The 20,539-nt window shown below is 50.6% G+C and carries 19 protein-coding genes; 9 read left to right on the top strand and 10 right to left on the bottom strand.

Annotation, left to right across the window (positions count from 1 at the left end; translation table 11 throughout):
- Window positions 1-130 precede the first annotated feature (130 nt).
- Both D9597_RS05890 and mdtQ read right to left on the bottom strand, forming a co-directional pair.
- Window positions 131-892: an SDR family oxidoreductase gene (locus tag D9597_RS05890; RefSeq protein ID WP_130221867.1), complete on the bottom strand. Its 762-nt coding sequence runs from the start codon at window positions 890-892 to the stop codon at window positions 131-133.
- A 52-nt stretch (window positions 893-944) separates the two neighbouring features.
- Window positions 945-2,378, bottom strand: coding sequence for a multidrug resistance outer membrane protein MdtQ (gene mdtQ, locus D9597_RS05895; RefSeq protein ID WP_130221868.1), 1,434 nt, complete (start codon window positions 2,376-2,378; stop codon window positions 945-947).
- Window positions 2,379-2,599: 221 nt separating this feature from the next.
- Here mdtQ and yohP point away from each other — a divergent pair, with 221 nt between their 5' ends.
- On the top strand, window positions 2,600-2,683 hold the full coding sequence (gene yohP / locus D9597_RS23285; RefSeq protein WP_000691708.1) for a small membrane protein YohP: 84 nt from the start codon (window positions 2,600-2,602) through the stop codon (window positions 2,681-2,683).
- 387 nt (window positions 2,684-3,070) lie between these two features.
- Here the strand turns inward: yohP and dusC are convergent, their stop codons facing one another.
- Window positions 3,071-4,021 (bottom strand): tRNA dihydrouridine(16) synthase DusC, encoded by a 951-nt coding sequence (dusC, locus tag D9597_RS05905; protein ID WP_130221869.1) that lies wholly within the window; start codon window positions 4,019-4,021, stop codon window positions 3,071-3,073.
- A gap of 272 nt (window positions 4,022-4,293) precedes the next feature.
- On the opposite strand from dusC, the gene D9597_RS05910 reads away from it, so the two are divergent.
- The 7 genes from D9597_RS05910 to preA all read left to right on the top strand — a co-directional run bounded on the left by D9597_RS05910 (window position 4,294) and on the right by preA (window position 10,206).
- Window positions 4,294-4,692, top strand: coding sequence for a CidA/LrgA family protein (locus tag D9597_RS05910; protein ID WP_001295452.1), 399 nt, complete (start codon window positions 4,294-4,296; stop codon window positions 4,690-4,692).
- Window positions 4,689-5,384, top strand: a complete 696-nt coding sequence (locus D9597_RS05915; RefSeq protein WP_130207051.1) for a CidB/LrgB family autolysis modulator — start codon at window positions 4,689-4,691, stop codon at window positions 5,382-5,384. Before D9597_RS05910 ends, D9597_RS05915 begins: the two co-directional genes overlap by 4 nt.
- 129 nt (window positions 5,385-5,513) lie before the next feature.
- Window positions 5,514-6,398 (top strand): cytidine deaminase, encoded by an 885-nt coding sequence (gene cdd, locus D9597_RS05920; RefSeq protein WP_130221870.1) that lies wholly within the window; start codon window positions 5,514-5,516, stop codon window positions 6,396-6,398.
- 185 nt (window positions 6,399-6,583) lie between these two features.
- Window positions 6,584-7,303, top strand: a complete 720-nt coding sequence (gene sanA / locus D9597_RS05925) for an outer membrane permeability protein SanA (RefSeq protein WP_130207054.1) — start codon at window positions 6,584-6,586, stop codon at window positions 7,301-7,303.
- A 2-nt stretch (window positions 7,304-7,305) separates the two neighbouring features.
- Complete coding sequence (locus D9597_RS05930; protein ID WP_130207056.1) at window positions 7,306-7,545, top strand: DUF2542 family protein; 240 nt, start codon at window positions 7,306-7,308, stop codon at window positions 7,543-7,545.
- A 193-nt stretch (window positions 7,546-7,738) separates the two neighbouring features.
- Entirely contained in the window at window positions 7,739-8,977 is a 1,239-nt protein-coding gene (gene preT / locus D9597_RS05935) for an NAD-dependent dihydropyrimidine dehydrogenase subunit PreT (protein WP_130221871.1), read from the top strand.
- Complete coding sequence (gene preA / locus D9597_RS05940) at window positions 8,971-10,206, top strand: NAD-dependent dihydropyrimidine dehydrogenase subunit PreA (RefSeq protein ID WP_130221872.1); 1,236 nt, start codon at window positions 8,971-8,973, stop codon at window positions 10,204-10,206. Before preT ends, preA begins: the two co-directional genes overlap by 7 nt.
- 58 nt (window positions 10,207-10,264) lie before the next feature.
- Here preA and mglC read toward each other — a convergent pair whose 3' ends face one another.
- The 6 genes from mglC to folE all read right to left on the bottom strand — a co-directional run bounded on the left by mglC (window position 10,265) and on the right by folE (window position 17,174).
- Window positions 10,265-11,275 carry a galactose/methyl galactoside ABC transporter permease MglC gene (gene mglC, locus D9597_RS05945; RefSeq protein WP_001275110.1) on the bottom strand — a complete coding sequence of 337 codons (1,011 nt, stop codon included), beginning with the start codon at window positions 11,273-11,275 and terminating at the stop codon, window positions 10,265-10,267.
- A gap of 15 nt (window positions 11,276-11,290) precedes the next feature.
- On the bottom strand, window positions 11,291-12,811 hold the full coding sequence (gene mglA, locus D9597_RS05950; RefSeq protein ID WP_130221873.1) for a galactose/methyl galactoside ABC transporter ATP-binding protein MglA: 1,521 nt from the start codon (window positions 12,809-12,811) through the stop codon (window positions 11,291-11,293).
- Window positions 12,812-12,871: 60 nt separating this feature from the next.
- Window positions 12,872-13,870, bottom strand: coding sequence for a galactose/glucose ABC transporter substrate-binding protein MglB (gene mglB / locus D9597_RS05955; RefSeq protein WP_001036964.1), 999 nt, complete (start codon window positions 13,868-13,870; stop codon window positions 12,872-12,874).
- A 297-nt stretch (window positions 13,871-14,167) separates the two neighbouring features.
- Complete coding sequence (gene galS, locus D9597_RS05960; RefSeq protein WP_130207064.1) at window positions 14,168-15,190, bottom strand: HTH-type transcriptional regulator GalS; 1,023 nt, start codon at window positions 15,188-15,190, stop codon at window positions 14,168-14,170.
- Window positions 15,191-15,331: 141 nt separating this feature from the next.
- Window positions 15,332-16,489, bottom strand: coding sequence for a DUF418 domain-containing protein YeiB (gene yeiB / locus D9597_RS05965; protein ID WP_130221874.1), 1,158 nt, complete (start codon window positions 16,487-16,489; stop codon window positions 15,332-15,334).
- A gap of 16 nt (window positions 16,490-16,505) precedes the next feature.
- Complete coding sequence (folE, locus tag D9597_RS05970) at window positions 16,506-17,174, bottom strand: GTP cyclohydrolase I FolE (protein WP_001139613.1); 669 nt, start codon at window positions 17,172-17,174, stop codon at window positions 16,506-16,508.
- A gap of 257 nt (window positions 17,175-17,431) precedes the next feature.
- On the opposite strand from folE, the gene yeiG reads away from it, so the two are divergent.
- Window positions 17,432-18,268 carry an S-formylglutathione hydrolase gene (gene yeiG / locus D9597_RS05975; protein ID WP_130221875.1) on the top strand — a complete coding sequence of 279 codons (837 nt, stop codon included), beginning with the start codon at window positions 17,432-17,434 and terminating at the stop codon, window positions 18,266-18,268.
- A 31-nt stretch (window positions 18,269-18,299) separates the two neighbouring features.
- Here yeiG and cirA read toward each other — a convergent pair whose 3' ends face one another.
- Window positions 18,300-20,291: a catecholate siderophore receptor CirA gene (gene cirA / locus D9597_RS05980; protein ID WP_130221876.1), complete on the bottom strand. Its 1,992-nt coding sequence runs from the start codon at window positions 20,289-20,291 to the stop codon at window positions 18,300-18,302.
- Window positions 20,292-20,539 lie beyond the last annotated feature (248 nt).

Below are 20,539 nucleotides of genomic sequence, written 5' to 3' on the forward strand. Positions count from 1 at the left end.
GCGGCCTGTAGGTCGGATAAGGCGTCCGCGCCGCATCCGACATTCGGTGCACCATGCCTGATGCGACGCTTGCGCGTCTTATCAGGCCTACAAAATATTACCTATTGAAATAGCCACTCACCTCATTGCACTACTCCGGCTTAAACTGCGGATTTGCCAGCATAAAACCGCCATCGACAATCAGCGACTGCCCGGTGGTGTAATTGGCGCCTTCGGAACATAGCCAGGCCACCAGGCTGGCAATCTCTTGCGTTGCGCCGAAACGTCGCAGGGGGATCGAAGGCTCTGCATCAGGCTTCACATCGCCGTCATCCATTCCGTTCATCGGCGTGGCAATCGCGCCAGGCGCGACCGCATTCACCAGAATCTTGTGCCGCACTAACTCCAGCGCCATTGCTTTAGTTAACCCGCCGAGCGCATGTTTAGCGGCTGTGTAGGCGCTGGCATCCGGCAGCGGCGTATGTTCATGTACCGACGTAATGTTGATGATGCGACCGCCCTGCCCTTGTTTCACCATCTGGCGGGCAGCAATTTGCGAGCATAAAAATGCACCATCGACATCAACGGTAAAAATCTTTCGCCACTCATCAAAAGCCATATCAAGAAACGGCGCTTTGGCCATCGTGCCCGCATTATTCACCAGCACATCAATGCGCCCCAGCCGTTGAATAAGTTTCTCCAGCGCCAGTGCTCCTTCTGGCAGTTTACCGAGATCCAGTTGCACGATCTCCGCACGTACACCGTGGCTAACCACCTCACGGGCGGTATCTTTTGCCCCTGCTTCATCAGAGTGCCAGGTAATGCCAATATCAAACCCCTGCTGCGCCAGTGATAACGCGCACTCTTTACCTATCCCTGAATCAGAAGCGGTAATAATCGCGACCTGCGCCATTGAGTTCTCCACCTAACGCTGACTAAACGTTAAGTATAGAAGGCGCATATCCTCAGCGTTTGTAGCCCCCGCCCAGCGCACTGGTGAGTTGAATGGAGGCATCCAGCCATTGCCCTTGCAAAAGCAGGCCGTTGGCTCGTTCGCGAAGCGCCGGAATTCTGGCTTCACTGACGCGGGAACCCGCGATGATGTCCGCGTTAAATCGCGCCTGTGCCAGCCCCACCACTCGCATGGCATCGCGCTCAATTTGTGCCTGATGCTGGTTTTTCTCTGCCAGTATCTGCACCTGACTCGCCGCCCGCGCCACATCGTTCACCGCCTCGACCACTGCTTTGTTGTAGTTGGCAATCGACAAGTTGCTTTCGGCTTTCGCAATATCAAGATTGGCATTAAGTCTGCCGCTGTCGAATATTGGCAATGTCAGCCCCGCCGTGACGCCCATCTGTTGGGCGGAGCTACGAAAAAGATCGCTTAAATGCAAAGCATCCTGTTGCAGGAAGGCCATCAGATTGATGTCGGGATAAAATGCCGCTTTTGCTGCGTCGATGGTACTTAACGACGACTCGACATACCAATGCGCCGCCTGCAAATCTGCCCGCCGGGCCAGCAAGGAATATCCCAGTTCATCAGGAAGCTGGCTTGCCACTTTCGGCAACGTGACCGGATGCAGCTTCAATGCGCTTTTCTGATGGTTGGTGAGCGCACTTAATCGCGCCTCGATGATTTTCATTTTACCCGCGACATCGTTGAGCTGTTGCTGGGTTTTACTGGCATTAATATCGGTTTCCACACCTTCAACCGAAGAGGTAATTCCACGCTGATAGAGCTGGCGATCGGTCGCAATAATGGTGTTCTGCTCTTTTTCGATTTGCAGCAATACAGTGTTCAAAGCTGCCTGGGTTTGCCACTCCCAGTACAGGCGTGCCACGCTGCCAGCCAGCAATTGTCGGGTCTGCTCACGTTCAGCCGCCCGTGCTTTAACATTCCCCAGGCGAGCAGTAACTTCCGCCCGATTCTTTCCCCAAATATCAAGATGCCAGCCCGCCGTTAAACCAAAAGTACCGTTGGTATACCACGGCCCCGTAGTTCCTGCGGCAGGATCGTTCAGGGCAAACGGCCCCATTAACCCTTCAGCCGACATTTTTTGCCGTTCCATATCCGCAGAAAAACCTACCTGCGGGCCATCCTGGGTCGCTACTGCTTTCGCCTGCGCTTCAGCCAGTTGAATGCGCTGTTCAGCCACCTGCATATCCGGCGCGTTCTGTATTGCATTATTAATTAAGGAAGTGAGTTGATTATCGTGGTATTCCAGCCACTGGCTGTCTGGCCAACCGTTTTTCAATGCCGCAGGTAACGCAGTGTCCACTTGCGTGGCAGGCGTTTGCAGGCTTAACGCCTGGCGAGTTTCGTGCACAGGCGCACACCCAGCCAACAAAATTAAAAGCGGAAAACAGACGCTTGCTGCATTAAATGAATCACGATTCATGGGGAATAATCAGGTAAGAAACGGTGCGCGGAGATTACCGTGTGTGGCGATATATTTTTTAGTTTCGCGTGGCAATACATCAGCGGAAATAAAACGACATATCCAGAAAATATACAGTAAGTGAATGATATCCTCTGATTTATCTTAATCGTTTATGAATGACGGCAAAGAGTTTCATTTTTTCCTATACTTATTCAGCATTCACAAATAAAGGAACGCCAATGAAAATTATACTCTGGGCAGTATTGATTATTTTCCTGATTGGGCTACTGGTGGTGACTGGCGTATTTAAGATGATATTTTAAAAATCAGATATGGCATAAAAGTTGTCAGGCTAGTAATTAGATGTTTTGTGTACTTGATTTGCAAACAGCTCCGGTGTTGGTGGCGTCAAAATCGCTGAAGCGTTCCCCGAAGGCCGGGGCAGCCCACATGGATGTGGGCTGAGGGCGCGTCATACAAGGACGTTACCTCGCGCCCGACCCGGTAGCCGAGGGGGATAAGCTGAAGGTACCGCGCAGCGGCGATTTTGTTCGCCAGAGCCCGGGGGTGCAGGGGGAGGAGGCGATTGTCCTCCCCCTGTGCGCTCCTTGCACCAGTAGCAATATGTGGCTTAGCTCATGAAAGGAGCGCAACAAGATGATGAAGCTGAATAAGCGATTCATTGTCCCTTATAAGCTGCGATTCCACTATTATCGCAGCTTATCGATATCAATTGCCTGAATAGCCATTGCAATATCAGGGGAATTATTCAACACCCGCACATGCTGAAATAATTCCGTTGCTTCATCATATTCTTTACGTAAATAACTCAACCACTGCTTAATCCGCGCGACGTGATATAAGCCGGTATCTCCCTGTTTCTCCAGACGGGTATACTTTTGCAGCAATGCAACGACCTCCGGCCACGGCATTCGCGGTTCGTTATATTTCACCACCCGACTCAGGTTGGGAATATTGAGCGCCCCGCGCCCAATCATCACCGCGTCGCAGCCGCTGATAGCCATGCATTGTTGCGCACTCTGCCAGTCCCAGATTTCACCATTGGCAATCACCGGAATATTCAGCCGCTGGCGAATCTCGCCAATCGCCCGCCAGTCGATATGCTCCGCGCGGTACCCCTGCTCTTTTGTCCGCCCATGCACCACCAGCTCCGTAGCACCAGCCTGTTGAACAGCATCGGCAATTTCAAATTTTTTCTCGCCACTGTCCCAGCCCAAACGCACTTTCACGCTGACGGGCAAATGCGCCGGTACGGCTTCGCGCATCGCTTTCGCGCCCTGGTAGATGAGTTCGGGATCTTTCAGTAACGTTGCCCCACCGCCGCTGCCGTTAACCGTTTTCGACGGGCAGCCGCAGTTAAGATCCACGCCCCAGGAACCTAATTCCACCGCACGGGCGGCGTTCTCTGCCAGCCATTGCGGAAACTGCCCCAGCAACTGTACGCGCACCAGCGTACCTGAAGGAGTACGGCTGGCGTTTTGTAGCTCAGGACAAATGCGATGAAAAACTTTTACCGGCAGCAGTTGATCCACCACGCGAACAAACTCAGTGATGCACAGATCGTAGTCGTTAACTTCAGTCAGCAATTCGCGCACCAGAGAGTCAAGTACCCCCTCCATTGGCGCCAGTAACACACGCATATCATCACCCGCAAAAAAATGAGGCGCTATGTTAGCGCCTCCGGTCAGCGGATTAAAGGTCTGCCGAGAGGGATTGCGGCAAAGCTGCAATCCCTCTCTATGCTTGATCTATGGCAAACACACTTTCTGTTGCGAAAAAGCAGATTTGCCTGAGTTCGCTGCTCACATCGTCATACCCAGGCACGAAAAATAGCGATGAATTCTTAATGTGATCTGTAGCACATTTTATGAATTAATTGTATGATGAATCCATCTCATCTGGGGTGTTGATTATGAGTAAGACACTGAACATTATCTGGCAATATTTACGCGCTTTCGTCCTGATTTATGCCTGCCTGTATGCAGGCATTTTCATTGCATCCCTGCTACCGGTAACCATTCCGGGCAGCATTATCGGGATGCTGATCCTGTTTGTCCTGCTGGCCTTGCAAATTCTTCCGGCGAAGTGGGTCAATCCGGGGTGTTACGTTTTAATTCGCTATATGGCGCTATTGTTTGTGCCGATTGGCGTAGGCGTAATGCAATATTTTGATTTACTACGTGCGCAATTTGGCCCGGTAGTGGTTTCCTGTGCAGTCAGTACGCTGGTGGTTTTTCTGGTGGTGAGCTGGAGTTCTCAACTGGTGCACGGTGAACGTAAAGTCGTAGGTCAGAAAGGATCAGAAGAATGATGGCAAATATCTGGTGGTCATTACCGCTGACGTTGATTGTCTTTTTTGCCGCCCGCAAGCTGGCGGCGCGGTATAAGTTTCCCTTGCTTAACCCGTTGCTGGTGGCAATGGTGGTGATCATTCCTTTTTTAATGCTGACCGGCATCTCTTACGACAGCTACTTTAAAGGTAGCGAAGTGCTAAACGATCTGCTGCAACCGGCGGTCGTCGCACTGGCCTATCCTTTATATGAACAGTTGCATCAAATCCGCGCCCGCTGGAAATCAATCATCACCATCTGTTTTATCGGCAGCGTGGTAGCGATGGTGACAGGGACTTGCGTGGCATTGTTGATGGGGGCTTCACCGGAAATTGCTGCGTCAATATTACCGAAATCAGTCACCACGCCAATTGCGATGGCTGTCGGCGGCAGTATTGGCGGTATTCCGGCAATCAGTGCAGTTTGTGTCATTTTCGTCGGGATCCTCGGCGCGGTCTTTGGTCATACGTTACTTAATGCGATGCGTATTCGTACCAAAGCGGCGCGCGGTCTGGCGATGGGGACGGCTTCCCACGCCCTCGGTACGGCGCGCTGTGCTGAGCTGGATTATCAGGAAGGCGCATTTAGTTCGCTGGCGCTGGTGTTATGCGGGATTATTACTTCGTTGATCGCGCCGTTTCTTTTCCCAATTATTCTGGCAGTAATGGGCTAAAATTTGCGATGCGTCGCGCATTTTTGATGTACGTTTCACTTGTTGCATAATTAATGAGATTCAGATCACATATAAAGCCATAGCAGGTTCGTAAACTGTTATCCCATTACATGATTATGAGGCAACGCCATGCATCCACGTTTTCAAACTGCTTTTGCCCAACTTGCGGATAACTTGCAATCTGCGCTGGAACCTATTCTGGCAGACAAGTACTTCCCCGCTTTGTTGACCGGGGAGCAAGTCTCTTCGCTTAAGAGCGCAACCGGGCTGGACGAAGACGCGCTGGCTTTCGCACTGCTACCGCTGGCTGCGGCCTGTGCGCGTACGCCATTGTCGAATTTTAACGTTGGCGCTATTGCACGCGGCGTGAGTGGTACATGGTATTTCGGTGCCAATATGGAATTTATTGGTGCAACAATGCAGCAAACTGTTCATGCCGAACAAAGTGCTATCAGCCACGCCTGGTTAAGCGGTGAGAAAGCTCTCGCGGCCATCACCGTTAACTACACGCCTTGTGGTCACTGCCGTCAGTTTATGAATGAACTGAACAGCGGTCTGGATCTGCGTATTCATCTGCCGGGTCGCGAAGCGCACGCACTGCGTGACTATCTGCCGGATGCCTTTGGACCAAAAGATCTGGAGATAAAAACGCTGCTGATGGACGAGCAGGATCACGGCTTTGCGTTAACTGGTGATGCGCTTTCTCAGGCGGCGATTGCCGCGGCAAACCGTTCGCACATGCCTTACAGTAAGTCACCAAGCGGTGTAGCGCTGGAATGCAAAGACGGTCGTATTTTCAGCGGCAGCTACGCTGAAAACGCCGCATTCAACCCGACTCTGCCGCCATTGCAGGGTGCGTTAATTCTGTTGAATCTCAAGGGTTATGATTACCCGGATATCCAGCGCGCGGTTCTGGCAGAAAAAGCCGATGCGCCGTTGATTCAGTGGGATGCAACCTCCGCAACGCTGAAAGCTCTCGGCTGTCACAGTATCGACCGCGTTCTTCTCGCTTAAGCCTGGTGCCGGATGCGGCGGGAACGCCTTGTCCGGCCTACAGGTCTGGCACGCTGATAAGCGTTGCATCAGACTTGCCAGCGCTCTCCTGATGTCGAAAATCCCGGCAAACAGTTTACCGTTTCTTGCGCAAAAGCAGCGGGTAAAGTAGCCTGATAAAAATTTCCCGAGATCGAGTCTTCTGCATGTTAAAGCGTCTGTTCTACAGCCTGTTAGTCATGATCGGCTTGCTGCTGTTGACTGTGCTCGGCCTCGATCGCTGGATGAGTTGGAAAACCGCGCCTTATATCTACGACGAGTTGCAGGATCTCCCCTACCGTCAGGTCGGCGTGGTGCTTGGCACAGCAAAGTATTATCGCACCGGAGTCATTAATCAGTATTACCGCTACCGTATTCAGGGGGCGATTAATGCCTATAACAGCGGTAAGGTGAACTATCTATTACTTAGCGGCGATAACGCGTTGCAAAGTTATAACGAACCGATGACCATGCGCAAAGATTTAATAGCCGCTGGCGTCGACCCCTCTGATATTGTTCTCGATTACGCGGGCTTCCGAACACTGGATTCCATCGTACGCACGCGCAAAGTGTTCGATACTAACGATTTCATTATTATCACCCAGCGTTTTCACTGTGAGCGGGCATTATTTATCGCTTTACATATGGGTATTCAGGCCCAGTGTTATGCCGTACCATCGCCAAAAGATATGTGGTCTGTCCGTATTCGCGAATTTGCCGCCCGTTTCGGCGCGCTGGCTGACCTTTATATTTTTAAACGTGAGCCGCGCTTTTTAGGTCCATTGGTCCCTATTCCGGCAATGCATCAAGTGCCGGAAGATGCGCAGGGCTATCCCGCCGTCACGCCCGAGCAGTTACTTGAATTACAAAAGAAACAAGGAAAGTAGTTATGGATGTACAGCAGTTTTTTGTCGTTGCCGTTTTTTTCCTCATCCCTGTATTTTGTTTTCGCGAAGCGTGGAAAGGCTGGCGTGCTGGCGCGATTGATAAACGGGTTAAAAATTCGCCGGAACCGGTGTATGTCTGGCGCGAAAAAAATCCGGGACTCTTCTTTGCTTATATGGTGGCGTATTGTGGTTTCGGAATTTTATCTATTGGCATGATTATTTATCTTATTTTCTATCGTTAATATTCCCCTCTCCAGTTAATTATTGAGAATAGTTATTACTTCACCTGATAAGCTGCGGATATCACATTCTTAACCGCAGCTATTTGTGAATCCTTTCACAGTTTAAATTTCCCCGCACGCTTAGCCTTAATATCAGTACATTATTATTGACTAAACGCTCGCCTTAATTACCTATAGCATTAAGGAAGATCACATGCCGCAACAAAATTATCTGGATGAACTCACTCCGGCTTTTACGCCTTTACTGGCGATTAAAGAAGCCTCTCGCTGTTTATTATGTCACGACGCGCCCTGTAGTCAGGCTTGCCCGGCGCAAACCGATCCGGGAAAATTTATTCGCTCAATTTATTTTCGTAATTTTAAAGGTGCTGCCGAGACGATTCGCGAAAATAATGCCTTAGGTGCCGTTTGCGCCAGAGTATGCCCTACGGAAAAATTATGCCAGCGAGGTTGTACACGTGCCGGTGTCGACGACCCGATTGATATTGGCCGCTTACAGCGTTTTGTTACTGATTTCGAACAGCAAACCGGAATGGAGATTTATCAGCCCGGCAGTAAAACGCTCGGCAAAGTGGCGATTATTGGTGCAGGCCCTGCCGGGCTACAAGCGAGTGTGACACTGACCAACCGGGGATACGACGTCACGATTTATGAAAAAGAAGCACAGCCAGGTGGTTGGCTGCGTAATGGCATTCCGCAATTTCGTTTGCCGCAATCAGTGCTGGATGCAGAAATCGCCCGTATTGAAAAAATGGGGGTGACCATTAAGTGCAATTGCGAGATTGGTAACACACTCACGCTGGAACAATTGAAAGCGAAAAACCGAGCGGTTCTGGTCACCGTGGGGTTATCGAGCGGTTCTGGTCTGCCGCTGTTTGAACATAGCAACGTTGAGATTGCCGTCGACTTCTTGCAACGTGCACGACAGGCGCAGGGCGATATCAGCATCCCACAGAGCGCATTAATTATTGGCGGCGGCGATGTCGCGATGGACGTTGCCAGCACGCTGAAAGTTCTTGGTTGCCAGGCGGTGACCTGCGTTGCGCGTGAAGAGTTAGATGAGTTTCCGGCAAGCAAGAAAGAGTTCACCAGCGCTCAGAAATTGGGGGTATCGATTATCGATGGCTTTACGCCAGTGGCTGTAGACGGCAATAAAGTGACGTTTAAACATGTCCGTTTACCGGGCGAACTGACGATGGCGGCGGACAAAATTATTCTCGCTGTAGGTCAGCATGCCGAACTTGCCGCGTTTGCGGCGCTGGAACCACAGCGCAACACCATCGAAACGCAAAATTACCAGACCCGCGACCCGCAACTGTTTGCCGCTGGCGATATTGTTGAGGGTGACAAAACCGTGGTTTATGCAGTGAAAACCGGGAAAGAAGCCGCCGAGGCGATCCATCACTATTTAGAGGGAGCTTGCTCATGTTAACGAAAGATCTTTCTATTACCTTTTGCGGCGTGAAGTTTCCCAACCCGTTCTGCCTCTCTTCTTCACCGGTTGGCAATTGCTACGAGATGTGCGCCAAAGCCTACGACACCGGCTGGGGTGGCGTGGTGTTCAAAACGATCGGCTTTTTTATCGCTAATGAAGTCTCACCGCGTTTTGATCATCTGGTGAAAGAAGATACCGGTTTTATCGGCTTCAAAAATATGGAACAGATTGCTGAACATCCGTTGGAAGAGAATCTGGCCGCCTTGCGTCGGCTGAAAGAAGATTACCCGGACAAAGTATTGATCGCTTCGATTATGGGGGAAAATGAGCAGCAGTGGGAAGGGCTGGCGCGTCTGGTGCAAGAAGCTGGCGCCGATATGATCGAGTGTAACTTCTCCTGTCCGCAAATGACTTCTCATGCGATGGGTAGCGATGTCGGGCAAAGCCCGGAGCTGGTAGAAAAATATTGTCGGGCAGTGACACGTGGTTCCACGCTGCCAATGCTGGCGAAGATGACGCCGAATATCGGTGATATGTGCGAAGTGGCGCTGGCGGCGAAGCGCGGCGGCGCAGATGGCATTGCAGCGATTAACACCGTCAAATCCATCACCAATATCGATCTTAATCAGAAAATTGGTATGCCGATCGTTAACGGCAAATCGAGCATTTCCGGTTATTCCGGTAAAGCGGTGAAACCGATCGCCCTACGCTTTATTCAGCAAATGCGCACGCATCCAGAGCTGCGCGATTTCCCGATCAGCGGTATCGGCGGTATTGAAACCTGGGAAGATGCGGCGGAGTTTTTATTGCTCGGCGCGGCAACCTTGCAGGTGACCACCGGCATTATGCAGTACGGGTATCGCATTGTGGAAGATATGGCGAGCGGGTTGTCCCATTACCTTGCCGATCAGGGATTTGATTCGTTGCAGGAGATGGTAGGTCTGGCGAATCATAATATTGTTCCGGCAGAAGATTTAGACCGCAGTTATATTGTCTATCCCCGTATCAATCTTGATAAATGTGTTGGCTGTGGACGCTGTTATATTTCCTGTTACGACGGCGGTCATCAGGCGATGGAATGGAACGAGAAAACGCGTACGCCGCATTGTAATACCGAAAAATGCGTTGGTTGTTTGCTTTGCGGTCATGTTTGCCCGGTGGCTTGTATCGATCTCGGAGAAGTGAAGTTTAAGAAAGGAGAGAAAGAACACCCGGTAACGTTGTAAAACCAGCATTTGGCACCGATTGCCGGATGCGGCGCATCCGGCAATACCCACAATCACATCACTTCTTACGTGCGTATTTCAGTGAATCCAGCGCCACAGCGAAGATAATAATCGCCCCTTTGATGATGTACTGCCAGTACGGGTTTACGCCGATGTACGTCAGGCCGTAGTTAATGACCGTAAAGATAATTACCCCGGTAACCACGCCAATCACCGTCCCCACACCGCCGCTGAACGATACGCCGCCCACCACGCACGCCGCGATAGCATCCAGCTCATACATGAAGCCGAGGTTGTTGGTGGCAGAGCCGATACGTCCGGCTTCTAACATCCCGCCGAAGGCATAGAACACGCCAGACAACGCGTAGATCATCAGCAGGTTCAGGCCGACGTTGACACCAGAAACTTTTGCCGCTTCCGGGTTACCGCCAATGGCAAAAATGTTCTTACCAAAACGGGTTTTGTTCCACAGCACCCAGACGAATGCCACCGCAATCAGGGCGTAGAAGGTGATGTAAGAGAGACGGAAACTCCCCAGCGCAATAAAGCCCTGGGCAAAAGTGGAGAAACCACTGTCAAAACCAGAAATAGGCGACGCTCCAACAAAGTCGTAATAGAGCGAGTTAATGCCATAAACGATGATCATCGTGCCGAGAGTGGTTATGAATGGCGTTACGTTGAGATAGGCGATAATCAGCCCGTTGATCAAACCGATAACCGCGCCAATAGCACAGACAATCAGAATAACCAGCGCAATCGGCATCGTCGCCATTTCCGGGAACACTTTGTTGGCGTTATCCATCGACTGCAATAACGTCGCTGCTACCACTGCCGCCAGCCCTACCTGACGACCAGCAGAAAGGTCAGTCCCCTGGGTGACAATTAACCCTGCCACGCCGAGCGCGATAATAATACGCACCGATGACTGGGTGAGAATATTACTTAAGTTCAACAGACTTAAAAATGTTGGGTCCTGGAAAATAATAATCGCCAGCAAAACTAAAAGAACGACGTAAATACCGCCCTCTTTCAGGTAAGTAAGAAAACTTTTCTTATTTAACGCACTCATGGGAAGCCCCTAATCTTAAAGGTGCAAAGACGCAAGACGCAGAATTTCGTTTTGCGTTGTTGTTTTTGTATCGACAATTCCGGAAACGAGGCCATTGCTCATAACCAGAATACGGTCTGTTATCCCTAACAACTCTGGCATTTCAGAGGAGATAATAATAATCCCCTTGCCTTTCTTCGCCAGTTCGGCAATTAACTGATAAATTTCAAACTTCGCCCCGACATCAATACCGCGCGTCGGTTCGTCGAGCATTAATATTTCTGGTTGCGTTAGCAGCCAGCGACCAATAATCACCTTTTGCTGATTACCACCTGAGAGCGAACCAATTTGCGTCCGATGCCCTGGCGTTTTTACCCGCATCGAATCAATCACCCACTGGGTATCGCTTTTCATCCGCGAGTTATCCAACAAGCCAACTTTATTTTTGTAGTTGCGAATATTGGAAATTAATGAGTTAAAGCCAATATCCAGATAAGCATAAATTCCCGTTGAACGGCGTTCTTCAGTTACCAACGCGAATCCGTGGTTAATGGCTTCGTTGGCGTTATGGTTATTGATCTTTTTGCCGTGCAACGTAATGGTGCCAGCAGATTTCTCGCGAATGCCAAATAACGTCTCAACAATATCGGTACGTTTCGCCCCCACCAGCCCGGCAATACCGAGGATCTCCCCTTTATGCAAGTCAAACGAGACATCGCGAATCGATGGCTGGCGTAGTGACGTCAGGTTACGCACTTCGAGGATCACTTCGCCCGGCTTGTTTTCTTTATCCGGGAAACGCTGGTTAAGAGAACGACCAACCATCATGGCGATGATCTTGTCCATCGTCAGCCCTTCCAGCGGTTCGGTAGCGATCCACTGACCGTCGCGCAATACGGTGACTTCATCACATAACTGGAAAATCTCTTCCATTTTATGCGAGATATAGACAATACCGCAGCCGCGTTCTTTTAATTTACGAATAATAGTAAACAGATGATTGACCTCTTTTTCGGTTAACGAAGAAGTCGGTTCATCCATAATCACAATTTTCGCGTTATAGGAAAACGCTTTAGCAATTTCGATCATCTGCATTTGCGAAACGGATAATGTGCCGACGCGCGCACGCGGATCGATATCAATATCCAGTTCATCAAAAATCGCTTTAGTTTCGCGGTACATTTTGTCCTGATCAACAAACATGCCTTTGGTGGGATATCGCCCCAGCCACATGTTGTCCATCACCGAACGTTGTAATACCAGGTTTAACTCCTGGTGTACCATCGAAATACCATTTTCCAGTGCTTCTTTGGCAGAATGAAAATCGATCTCTTTACCCTGGAATAAAATGGTGCCGGAATCTTTTTGATAAATACCAAACAGGCATTTTAATAATGTTGATTTTCCCGCACCGTTTTCCCCCATTAACGCATGGATAGAGTGTGGTCGGACTTTTAAATTAACGTTATCAAGTGCCTTAACACCAGGAAAAGACTTGTTGATACCGCTCATTTCCAACAAGTATTCACCTGATGACGGAGTCGTTGAGCTGACCATATAATTTTACCTTGTTGGTCATACAATAAGGGCGCAATAAACTATTGCGCCCGTTCAGTCTTATTTCTTGCTGAATTCAGCCAGGTTATCTTTGTCTACGCCAACATAAGGTACGCGAACCACTTTGTTGTCGATTTTCCAGTTGGTGCCGTCAGCAGCGCCCTTGCCATCGGCCAGGTTTTTCGCCAGATCAAAAGTCGCTTTCGCCTGGTTGTTGGCATCATTCAGTACGGTCCCCGCCAGCGCACCGGATTTCACCAGCGCCAGAGCTTCTGGCAGCGCATCGACGCCAAACACCGGAATGCTGGACTTGTTGTGTGCTTTCAGCGCTTCAACCGCACCCATTGCCATCGCATCGTTGTTAGCAATAACCACTTCGATTTTGTTGGCGTTCGGGCCAGACAGCCAGGCGTCCATCTTATCTTTCGCCTGAGCAGTGTCCCACATAGCGGTATCTAACTGTAACTGTTCAGTTTTGATGCCTTTATCGTTCAGCTCTTTAATCACGTAAGTGGTGCGTGCTTCTGCATCCGGATGGCCCGGCTCACCTTTCAGCAGTACGAACTGAATCTGACCGTCTTTGTTCAGATCCCACCCCTGATTCGCCGCCCAGTGTTTAGCAATCAGATCGCCCTGGATAATGCCGGACTCTTTGGAGTCAGTACCAACGTAGTAGGCTTTGTCGTAGCTATCCAGTGCCTTGCGGGAAGGTTCTTTGTTGAAGAAAACCACCGGCACGTTTTGCCCGCGCGCTTTCTCAATCACCGTACCCGCAGCTGCCGGGTCAACCAGGTTGATTGCCAGCGCCTTCACCCCTTTCGCCAACAGCACGTCAATCTGATCGTTCTGCTTGGACTGGTCATTCTGTGAATCATTCATCAGCAACTGGACGTCTGGTGCTGCTTTCGCATCCTGTTCGATAGCCTTACGCACAACAGACATAAAGTTATCGTCATATTTATAAATCGTCACACCAATACGGGTATCAGCAGCGTGTGCAGCGGCGCCGAATAACATGCTGGCCATCACAGCAGACAGGGTTAACACCTTCTTATTCATGGTATCTCCGGTTTTTCTTATGCAGGGTAGTGCTTGAGATAAATGCTCGGCGGGCCAGTATGGTTAATGAAGTGTTACTGAACGCCGAAGCTCATTTTTAAAAATCCGTTCGTCCATGCCCGGTAACGCTCCATAAAACGGCTCTAATTGTTGTTATGACGCCATAACCTCGATAAAAGCGATTATTCGCTGTTACATACAAGTTACAACGTTAAAACGGTGCAATCATAGCTACCACATTGTTAACATACTGTGAAATCACTCACAAATTGAAAGCGGTTACATCCCCTGATTTGCTCAGTTAGTGATCGCCGCCGCATTCTGGCGTATTGCGACAGAATGGCGGCGCACTAACGTCGGCATAAAACAGTGGCTGGCACGCGGATCAATGTTGCCTGCTGCCCCCTGCAAGGCCAGTTCCGTGGCTAATTTTGCCATCGAAGCAATGGGGTAACGCACAGTCGTTAATTGCGGGTCGGTGTAACGAGCAATGGGGATATCATCGAAACCAATGATTGAGAGATGTAACGGAATCGCAATGCCATTATCTTTTAATGCCGTCAGAGCGCCTGCGGCCATATTGTCGTTATAGGCAAATACAGCGGTAAGTTGTAGATTGCGCCCGAGTAGTTCAACCATCGCCGCCTCGCCGCCTGGCATATCCGGCGTACCCGTGCCAATCCAGCTTTCCGGCGGAACAATATCCTGCTCTTTCAGCGCGCTTATCCAGCCCGCTTTACGCATTGCGTCATCTTCAATGCTGTGGCTGGAAGAGAGATAACCGATACGTTGATGGCCGTTGTTCAGCAACATGCGCGTCGCCATTCTGGCACCGCTGATATTATCCAGACAAACACAGCGATGGGCATAGCCTGGCACAACCCGATTGATGAGCACCATGCCGGGAATGTTGTCCATAAATTGCGCCAGCTCGTCGTCACTTAACGCTTTTGAATGAACGATCAACGCGTTACAACGCTGGCGAATTAACACCTCAATGGCGTGACGCTCTTTTTCCGCTTCATGATAGCTATTGCCAATCAACACATATTTCTGATGTTGCTGGGCAACGAGATCGACGGCTTTAACCAATGCGCCGAAAAATGCATCTGAAACATCCATGACCACCACACCGATGGTATCGCTCACCTGAGTTGCCAGCGCTTGTGCATTGGCATTTGGCCGATAATCCAACTCACTCACCGCTTTCATAACTGCTTCACGCGTGTCGGCACTGACCAGCGTGCTGTTATTGAGCACCCGGGAAACCGTTGCCACAGAGACGCCAGCCTGACGCGCTACATCACGAATGGTGATCATATTCACTACCTGTTATGAGAATGCAGTAGGTTACTGCTTGCTGGCGGCTATTTTGTCAGCACTGAATACAGGACTTCGTGAATCGAGTCACAGCAATGGAAACGGTTACAGCCGTTTTGTTAATGAATGTGATCCAGATCGTTATCTGGATGTTTTAGATAATGCAGGTCCGGCAGCGCGCAAGGTTAACTGACGCCAGAGCCATTCCACCGGCCCCTGACGGAAGTAACGCAGCCAGATAACAGAGAAAAGCAGGTTCGCCAGCCATACCGGAATGACAAACACCAGCAACTCCAGGCGGTCAAACTGCATAAACAAACCGAGGTGGTAAAACAGCGTGGTACAAATCAGCGTTTGCAGTAGATAATTGGTTAGCGCCATCCGTCCGACGCAGGCGATTGCCAGCACCAGCCTGAAGCGGCTTAATTGCGGCCAAAAGCCATAAAACAGCGACGCATAGCCAATTGCCTGAAACGGCGCGTTAAGTTCACGCGGCATTTGAAGTAAGAAGGCACACCAGCGATACGCCCAGTCCAGCCGCCATTGCAGTGCGATAGCAGGAAGGTTAATCAGCACACCAATTGCCACCAGCACAAAACCGGTACGACGATAGTGACGTAAGCTGAACTGCCCTTTCAGCCAGCCGCTACGCATCAGCGCAGCGCCAATTAACATCATCCCCGCCAGTTGCCAGCCATACTGCGCGCCCAGTGCCAGTAAACTGTTGCCGACGCCATCGGCGCGGTTACTGATCGCTTCAACGCCGCCATGAAGTTTCCAGTATTTTTCATACAAAATGGCCGATGCATCTGGCGTCCAGGCGCGGCTGGTCTGGCTGTCAGAAATCAACCCCAGCAACAGCAAAACGCCAATCCCCACCAGATACAGCATCACGCCAGTATTAAATAAACTTTTTACCGATGGCGCATCACGCACCAGTCGCCAACTGATTAAGCCCACCAATCCGTAAGCCAGCAGGATATCGCCGTCCCAGAACAATAAACCGTGAATAAAGCCCAGCAAGACTAGCAGTGTTAACCGCGACTGGATCCAGCGTCTGCCGCGCGGCAGCAACATTTGCAGGCCCGCGCCAAACAGCAGCGCAAAAAGCGTGAGGAATTTTACCTGGCCGATGAGATCCAAAAACGCCCAGGTCCAGGCGTCGGACGGGGTAATAGTGCCATACCAGGCGGGATTGAGATAAGCCGCCTTTGGTAAACCAAAGGCGCTGATGTTTAATAGCAGGATCCCCAGAATGGCGACGCCGCGAACAAAATCGAGCGTGACGTTGCGCTCCATGGTTCCTGCCTTTTAATCAGTTGTGATGACGCACAGCGCGCAGAAACTCGTGCCGCGTATTCTGACTGGATTTGAACAAACCACCGAGGGAGGTCGTTGTCGTGGCGCTGGTTGCATCGCGGATGCCACGCGCTTTCACGCAGTAATGCACCGCGTCGATGGAGACAGCCACGTTATTGGTCCCCAGCAGCGTTTGCAGCGCAATGAGGATTTGCTGAGTCAGACGTTCCTGCACCTGCGGGCGCTGGGCAAAGAACTGCACGATGCGGTTAATTTTCGACAGGCCGATCACCGAATCTTTCGGGATATAGGCTACCGTCGCTTTGCCATCGATAGTGACAAAATGGTGCTCGCAGGTGCTGGTCAGGGTGATATCACGCACGGTGACCATTTCATCGACCTTCATTTTGTTTTCAATGAGGGTGATTTTCGGGAAATTGGCGTAATCCAGACCGGAGAATATTTCATCGACATACATTTTAGCGATGCGATGCGGCGTTTCCATCAAACTGTCATCAGCGAGGTCGAGATTCAATAGCTGCATGATTTCAGTCATATGACCGGCGATAAGGCTTTTGCGCGTTTCGTTATCCATTTCATGCACGGGCGGGCGCAGCGGTGTTTCCAGTCCTCGCGCAACTAACGCTTCATGAACCAGGGCCGCTTCTTTACTGAGTGATGGCATTTATGTTTTCTCCTGCAGGTGTGACGCCTCCGCCCTGCGTGGGGGCAAAGTTATTAAGCTGATTAGCAGCCCGATTATTGTGCGTGAGGTGGCGCACATAATCCAGTATTCACAGCGATAATTATTGTAATTGCCGCTGCCTTTCAGCGTTAGATGTTAAAACATCGTTATGCATATGCGGAAGTGAAAGTTACTCACAGCGCATTGAATAAACGGTATGATGACTAAAATGCAAACAACACAACAAGGAGCCACGCATGGAAATGCTCGAAGAGCACCGCTGTTTTGAAGGCTGGCAGCAACGCTGGCGGCACGACTCCAGTACCTTAAATTGTCCGATGACGTTCAGCATCTTTCTCCCACCGCCCCGCGACAACGCCCCTCCGCCTGTGCTGTACTGGCTTTCAGGTTTAACCTGCAATGACGAGAACTTCACCACCAAAGCAGGCGCTCAGCGCGTAGCGGCAGAACTGGGGATTGTGCTGGTAATGCCAGACACCAGCCCGCGCGGCGAACAGATTGCTAACGATGATGGCTACGATTTAGGCCAGGGTGCGGGGTTTTATCTCAACGCCACGCAACCGCCGTGGGCGACGCATTACAGGATGTATGATTATCTGCGCGATGAATTACCGACGCTGATTCAATCGCAATTTAACGTCAGCGATCGCTGTGCTATTAGTGGTCATTCGATGGGGGGTCATGGCGCATTGATTATGGCGCTGAAAAATCCGGGCAAATACACCAGCGTTTCAGCCTTTGCGCCGATTGTGAATCCGTGCTGCGTCCCGTGGGGAATCAAAGCGTTTAGCCGCTATTTAGGTGAGGACAAAGATGCATGGCTGGAATGGGACAGTTGCGCGCTGATGTATGCCAGTCATGCGCAGGATGCGATCCCGACGCTTATCGATCAGGGCGATAACGATCAGTTTCTTGCCGACCAGCTGCAACCCGCAGTTCTGGCAGAAGCCGCGCGGCAGAAAGCGTGGCCGATGATGCTACGTATTCAACCTGGTTATGATCACAGTTATTACTTCATTGCTTCTTTTATAGAGGATCATCTGCGCTTCCATGCGCAGTATTTACTGAAGTAAAAGTCCGCCCGGTTCGCCGGGCATCTTCTCATCAGAAGCGATAATCCACTGCCATAAAGTAACGACGTCCGTCTTCGTTATAGCTGTAGTCGTCACGACTGAGATCCTTGTCGCCAAGGTTCAGCACGCCTGCGCGCAGTTTGACGTCTTTAGTCACCTGCCAGGCCGCGCCGGTATTCCAGATGGTATAACCGCCCGGTGTTTTAGCCGTGGCGCTGTCGGCTCGTTTCTGCCCGGTATAGTGACCAGAAACATAGAATGACCAGTCTTCCAGCGCCAGCGGTTTCCAGTCCAGCGTACCGTTAGCGGTATGGAACGGCAGATCGGATAGCGGTTTGTTTTCACCGTTGCTGACATCGCGTCCATCGTTGTAGGTGTAGTTGAGTGACAGCTTCCATTCATCGTTGAACGGAATTTTCAGCTCGGTTTCCACGCCCTGAATACGAGCTTTGTTAACGTTGTAGTAGCTGAACACCGGTATACGTCGACCGTTTGCCCCCGTTTCAAAACCAACAAAGTTTTGGTAACCCGGCGCAGCATTGACGTCAGATGTACGGCTGATGCTAATACGATCTTTCACATCATTGCGGAAGACGGTCACACTGGATTCAACACCTTCCAGCCAGCCCTCTTCACCCATGTAGTAAAGCCCCAGTTCCCAACTTTCGCTGGTTTCTGGTTTCAGATCCGGGCTACCCACAATCTTACATGCGCCACGGCAGGAATTGGTCGTCCAGTCGGGGCTAAGTTGTAATAACGAAGGTGCTTTAAAAGCCGTCGCCCAGCCGCCTTTTACTGTTACGGTATCAGTGGCGTTATAGACCAGATAGGCTCGCGGACTCCAGTGTTCGCCGTAGGTTTCGTGATCGTCCATACGCACGCCGGTCGTCAGCGCCAGCGGCTCGAAGATCCGCCATTCATCTTCCACAAACAGCGCGTACTGACTGGCGGACGTTTTAGTGCTGGTGCCGCCGGTCAGGTTCACCGCATCGCTAAGTTTGTCGTGGCGCCATTCCCCCCCCACCGTGACAAACTGATTGATAGCCGTCAGCGGCAGCGTGTATTTACCATCGACCGTGTTACTTTCGGAAGTAATCGGGCTACTGTTGCCTGGGTTTTTGTTCTCGACTTTCTCACCATAATATTTCAGTTCGCTGGTGCCGTAATCCCAGCGCCCATTATGGCTTACGGAGTAGTTCTGGCGTTCGAGGCGGTTTTTGTCCAGCGAGTCAGAATCGCGATCCTGGCGGTCAAAACCGTAACCAGCGGTAAAATCGTGATTTTGATTCGGCGTCCAGGCAAATTCGACATTGCCGTCGCGACTGGAGAATCCTTCAATACGCGGCGTTTCTCCCGTGTCGGTAGTAGAGGAACTCTGCGGGTCATCCTTTTCACGTTTTGCCAGGCTACCGTAAGCTTTCATTCCCAGCACGCCGTCAATCAGCGGTCCACTCGTGAAGAACTGGCCGTTGTAGGTGTCACCGCGATCGCGATGTTCCTGAATGGTGGTATCTACCGTTACAGTGCCTGACCATTTCTGGCCGATTTTTTTGGTGATGATGTTCACCACGCCGCCGAGCGCATCGGAACCATACAGTGAAGACATCGGGCCACGTACCACTTCGATACGTTCGATGGAATCGACCGGGATCCAGTTCAGGTCAAAGTCATTATGGCGGAAGACGGCATTGCGCGAGTTAACACGTTTACCATCGACAAGAATCAGGGTGTAGCTGCTATCCAGACCACGAATACTGACACCCTTACGGTTGTCCCCTTCGTTAGTCAGTTGTACGCCCGGCACTTCTTTGAGGACATCCTTCAAATTTTGCACTGGTTTACGTTGCAAATCTTGCTGGGTAATGACACTGATACTGGCGGGCGCATCTTTGAGGTTTTGTTCAACGGAAGATGCCGTGACTACCATCGTTTCGCCATCATCATCAACCGCTAACACAGGCCATGCACATGAAACTGCGGACAAACACAGCCCGACCCGTACGAAAGGGTTCAACCTAAACATTCCATATCTCCATGAGGTAACTACGAAAATAAAATGGGTTATCGCTCACATCTTCTTCATGTCCCCTTGCGTACGGCAGCATCGCGGTAGACTTTTTTGTATGCAGGTGATCATCCCAAAAGCCTGAACAGCCTCTGATTTGTCAGCCTTTTTTGATTTCGGCGTAACGATAATGCAAACGATAACAATTATCAATCCAAATGTTAAATTTTATATCCGTATGAATACTAAGGAAAAGAAAAAGCCCT

It is taken from the genome of Escherichia sp. E13S3, assembly GCF_004212325.1.
In the GTDB taxonomy this organism is placed as follows: domain Bacteria; phylum Pseudomonadota; class Gammaproteobacteria; order Enterobacterales; family Enterobacteriaceae; genus Escherichia.

What these genes read in the sequence shown, in the direction of transcription:
- D9597_RS05890 (WP_130221867.1), bottom strand. Translation starts at nt 892, where the DNA reads ATGGCGCAGGTCGCGATTATTACCGCTTCTGATTCAGGGATAGGTAAA.
- mdtQ (WP_130221868.1), bottom strand. Translation starts at nt 2,378, where the DNA reads ATGAATCGTGATTCATTTAATGCAGCAAGCGTCTGTTTTCCGCTTTTA.
- yohP (WP_000691708.1), top strand. Translation starts at nt 2,600, where the DNA reads ATGAAAATTATACTCTGGGCAGTATTGATTATTTTCCTGATTGGGCTA.
- dusC (WP_130221869.1), bottom strand. Translation starts at nt 4,021, where the DNA reads ATGCGTGTGTTACTGGCGCCAATGGAGGGGGTACTTGACTCTCTGGTG.
- D9597_RS05910 (WP_001295452.1), top strand. Translation starts at nt 4,294, where the DNA reads ATGAGTAAGACACTGAACATTATCTGGCAATATTTACGCGCTTTCGTC.
- D9597_RS05915 (WP_130207051.1), top strand. Translation starts at nt 4,689, where the DNA reads ATGATGGCAAATATCTGGTGGTCATTACCGCTGACGTTGATTGTCTTT.
- cdd (WP_130221870.1), top strand. Translation starts at nt 5,514, where the DNA reads ATGCATCCACGTTTTCAAACTGCTTTTGCCCAACTTGCGGATAACTTG.
- sanA (WP_130207054.1), top strand. Translation starts at nt 6,584, where the DNA reads ATGTTAAAGCGTCTGTTCTACAGCCTGTTAGTCATGATCGGCTTGCTG.
- D9597_RS05930 (WP_130207056.1), top strand. Translation starts at nt 7,306, where the DNA reads ATGGATGTACAGCAGTTTTTTGTCGTTGCCGTTTTTTTCCTCATCCCT.
- preT (WP_130221871.1), top strand. Translation starts at nt 7,739, where the DNA reads ATGCCGCAACAAAATTATCTGGATGAACTCACTCCGGCTTTTACGCCT.
- preA (WP_130221872.1), top strand. Translation starts at nt 8,971, where the DNA reads ATGTTAACGAAAGATCTTTCTATTACCTTTTGCGGCGTGAAGTTTCCC.
- mglC (WP_001275110.1), bottom strand. Translation starts at nt 11,275, where the DNA reads ATGAGTGCGTTAAATAAGAAAAGTTTTCTTACTTACCTGAAAGAGGGC.
- mglA (WP_130221873.1), bottom strand. Translation starts at nt 12,811, where the DNA reads ATGGTCAGCTCAACGACTCCGTCATCAGGTGAATACTTGTTGGAAATG.
- mglB (WP_001036964.1), bottom strand. Translation starts at nt 13,870, where the DNA reads ATGAATAAGAAGGTGTTAACCCTGTCTGCTGTGATGGCCAGCATGTTA.
- galS (WP_130207064.1), bottom strand. Translation starts at nt 15,190, where the DNA reads ATGATCACCATTCGTGATGTAGCGCGTCAGGCTGGCGTCTCTGTGGCA.
- yeiB (WP_130221874.1), bottom strand. Translation starts at nt 16,489, where the DNA reads ATGGAGCGCAACGTCACGCTCGATTTTGTTCGCGGCGTCGCCATTCTG.
- folE (WP_001139613.1), bottom strand. Translation starts at nt 17,174, where the DNA reads ATGCCATCACTCAGTAAAGAAGCGGCCCTGGTTCATGAAGCGTTAGTT.
- yeiG (WP_130221875.1), top strand. Translation starts at nt 17,432, where the DNA reads ATGGAAATGCTCGAAGAGCACCGCTGTTTTGAAGGCTGGCAGCAACGC.
- cirA (WP_130221876.1), bottom strand. Translation starts at nt 20,291, where the DNA reads ATGTTTAGGTTGAACCCTTTCGTACGGGTCGGGCTGTGTTTGTCCGCA.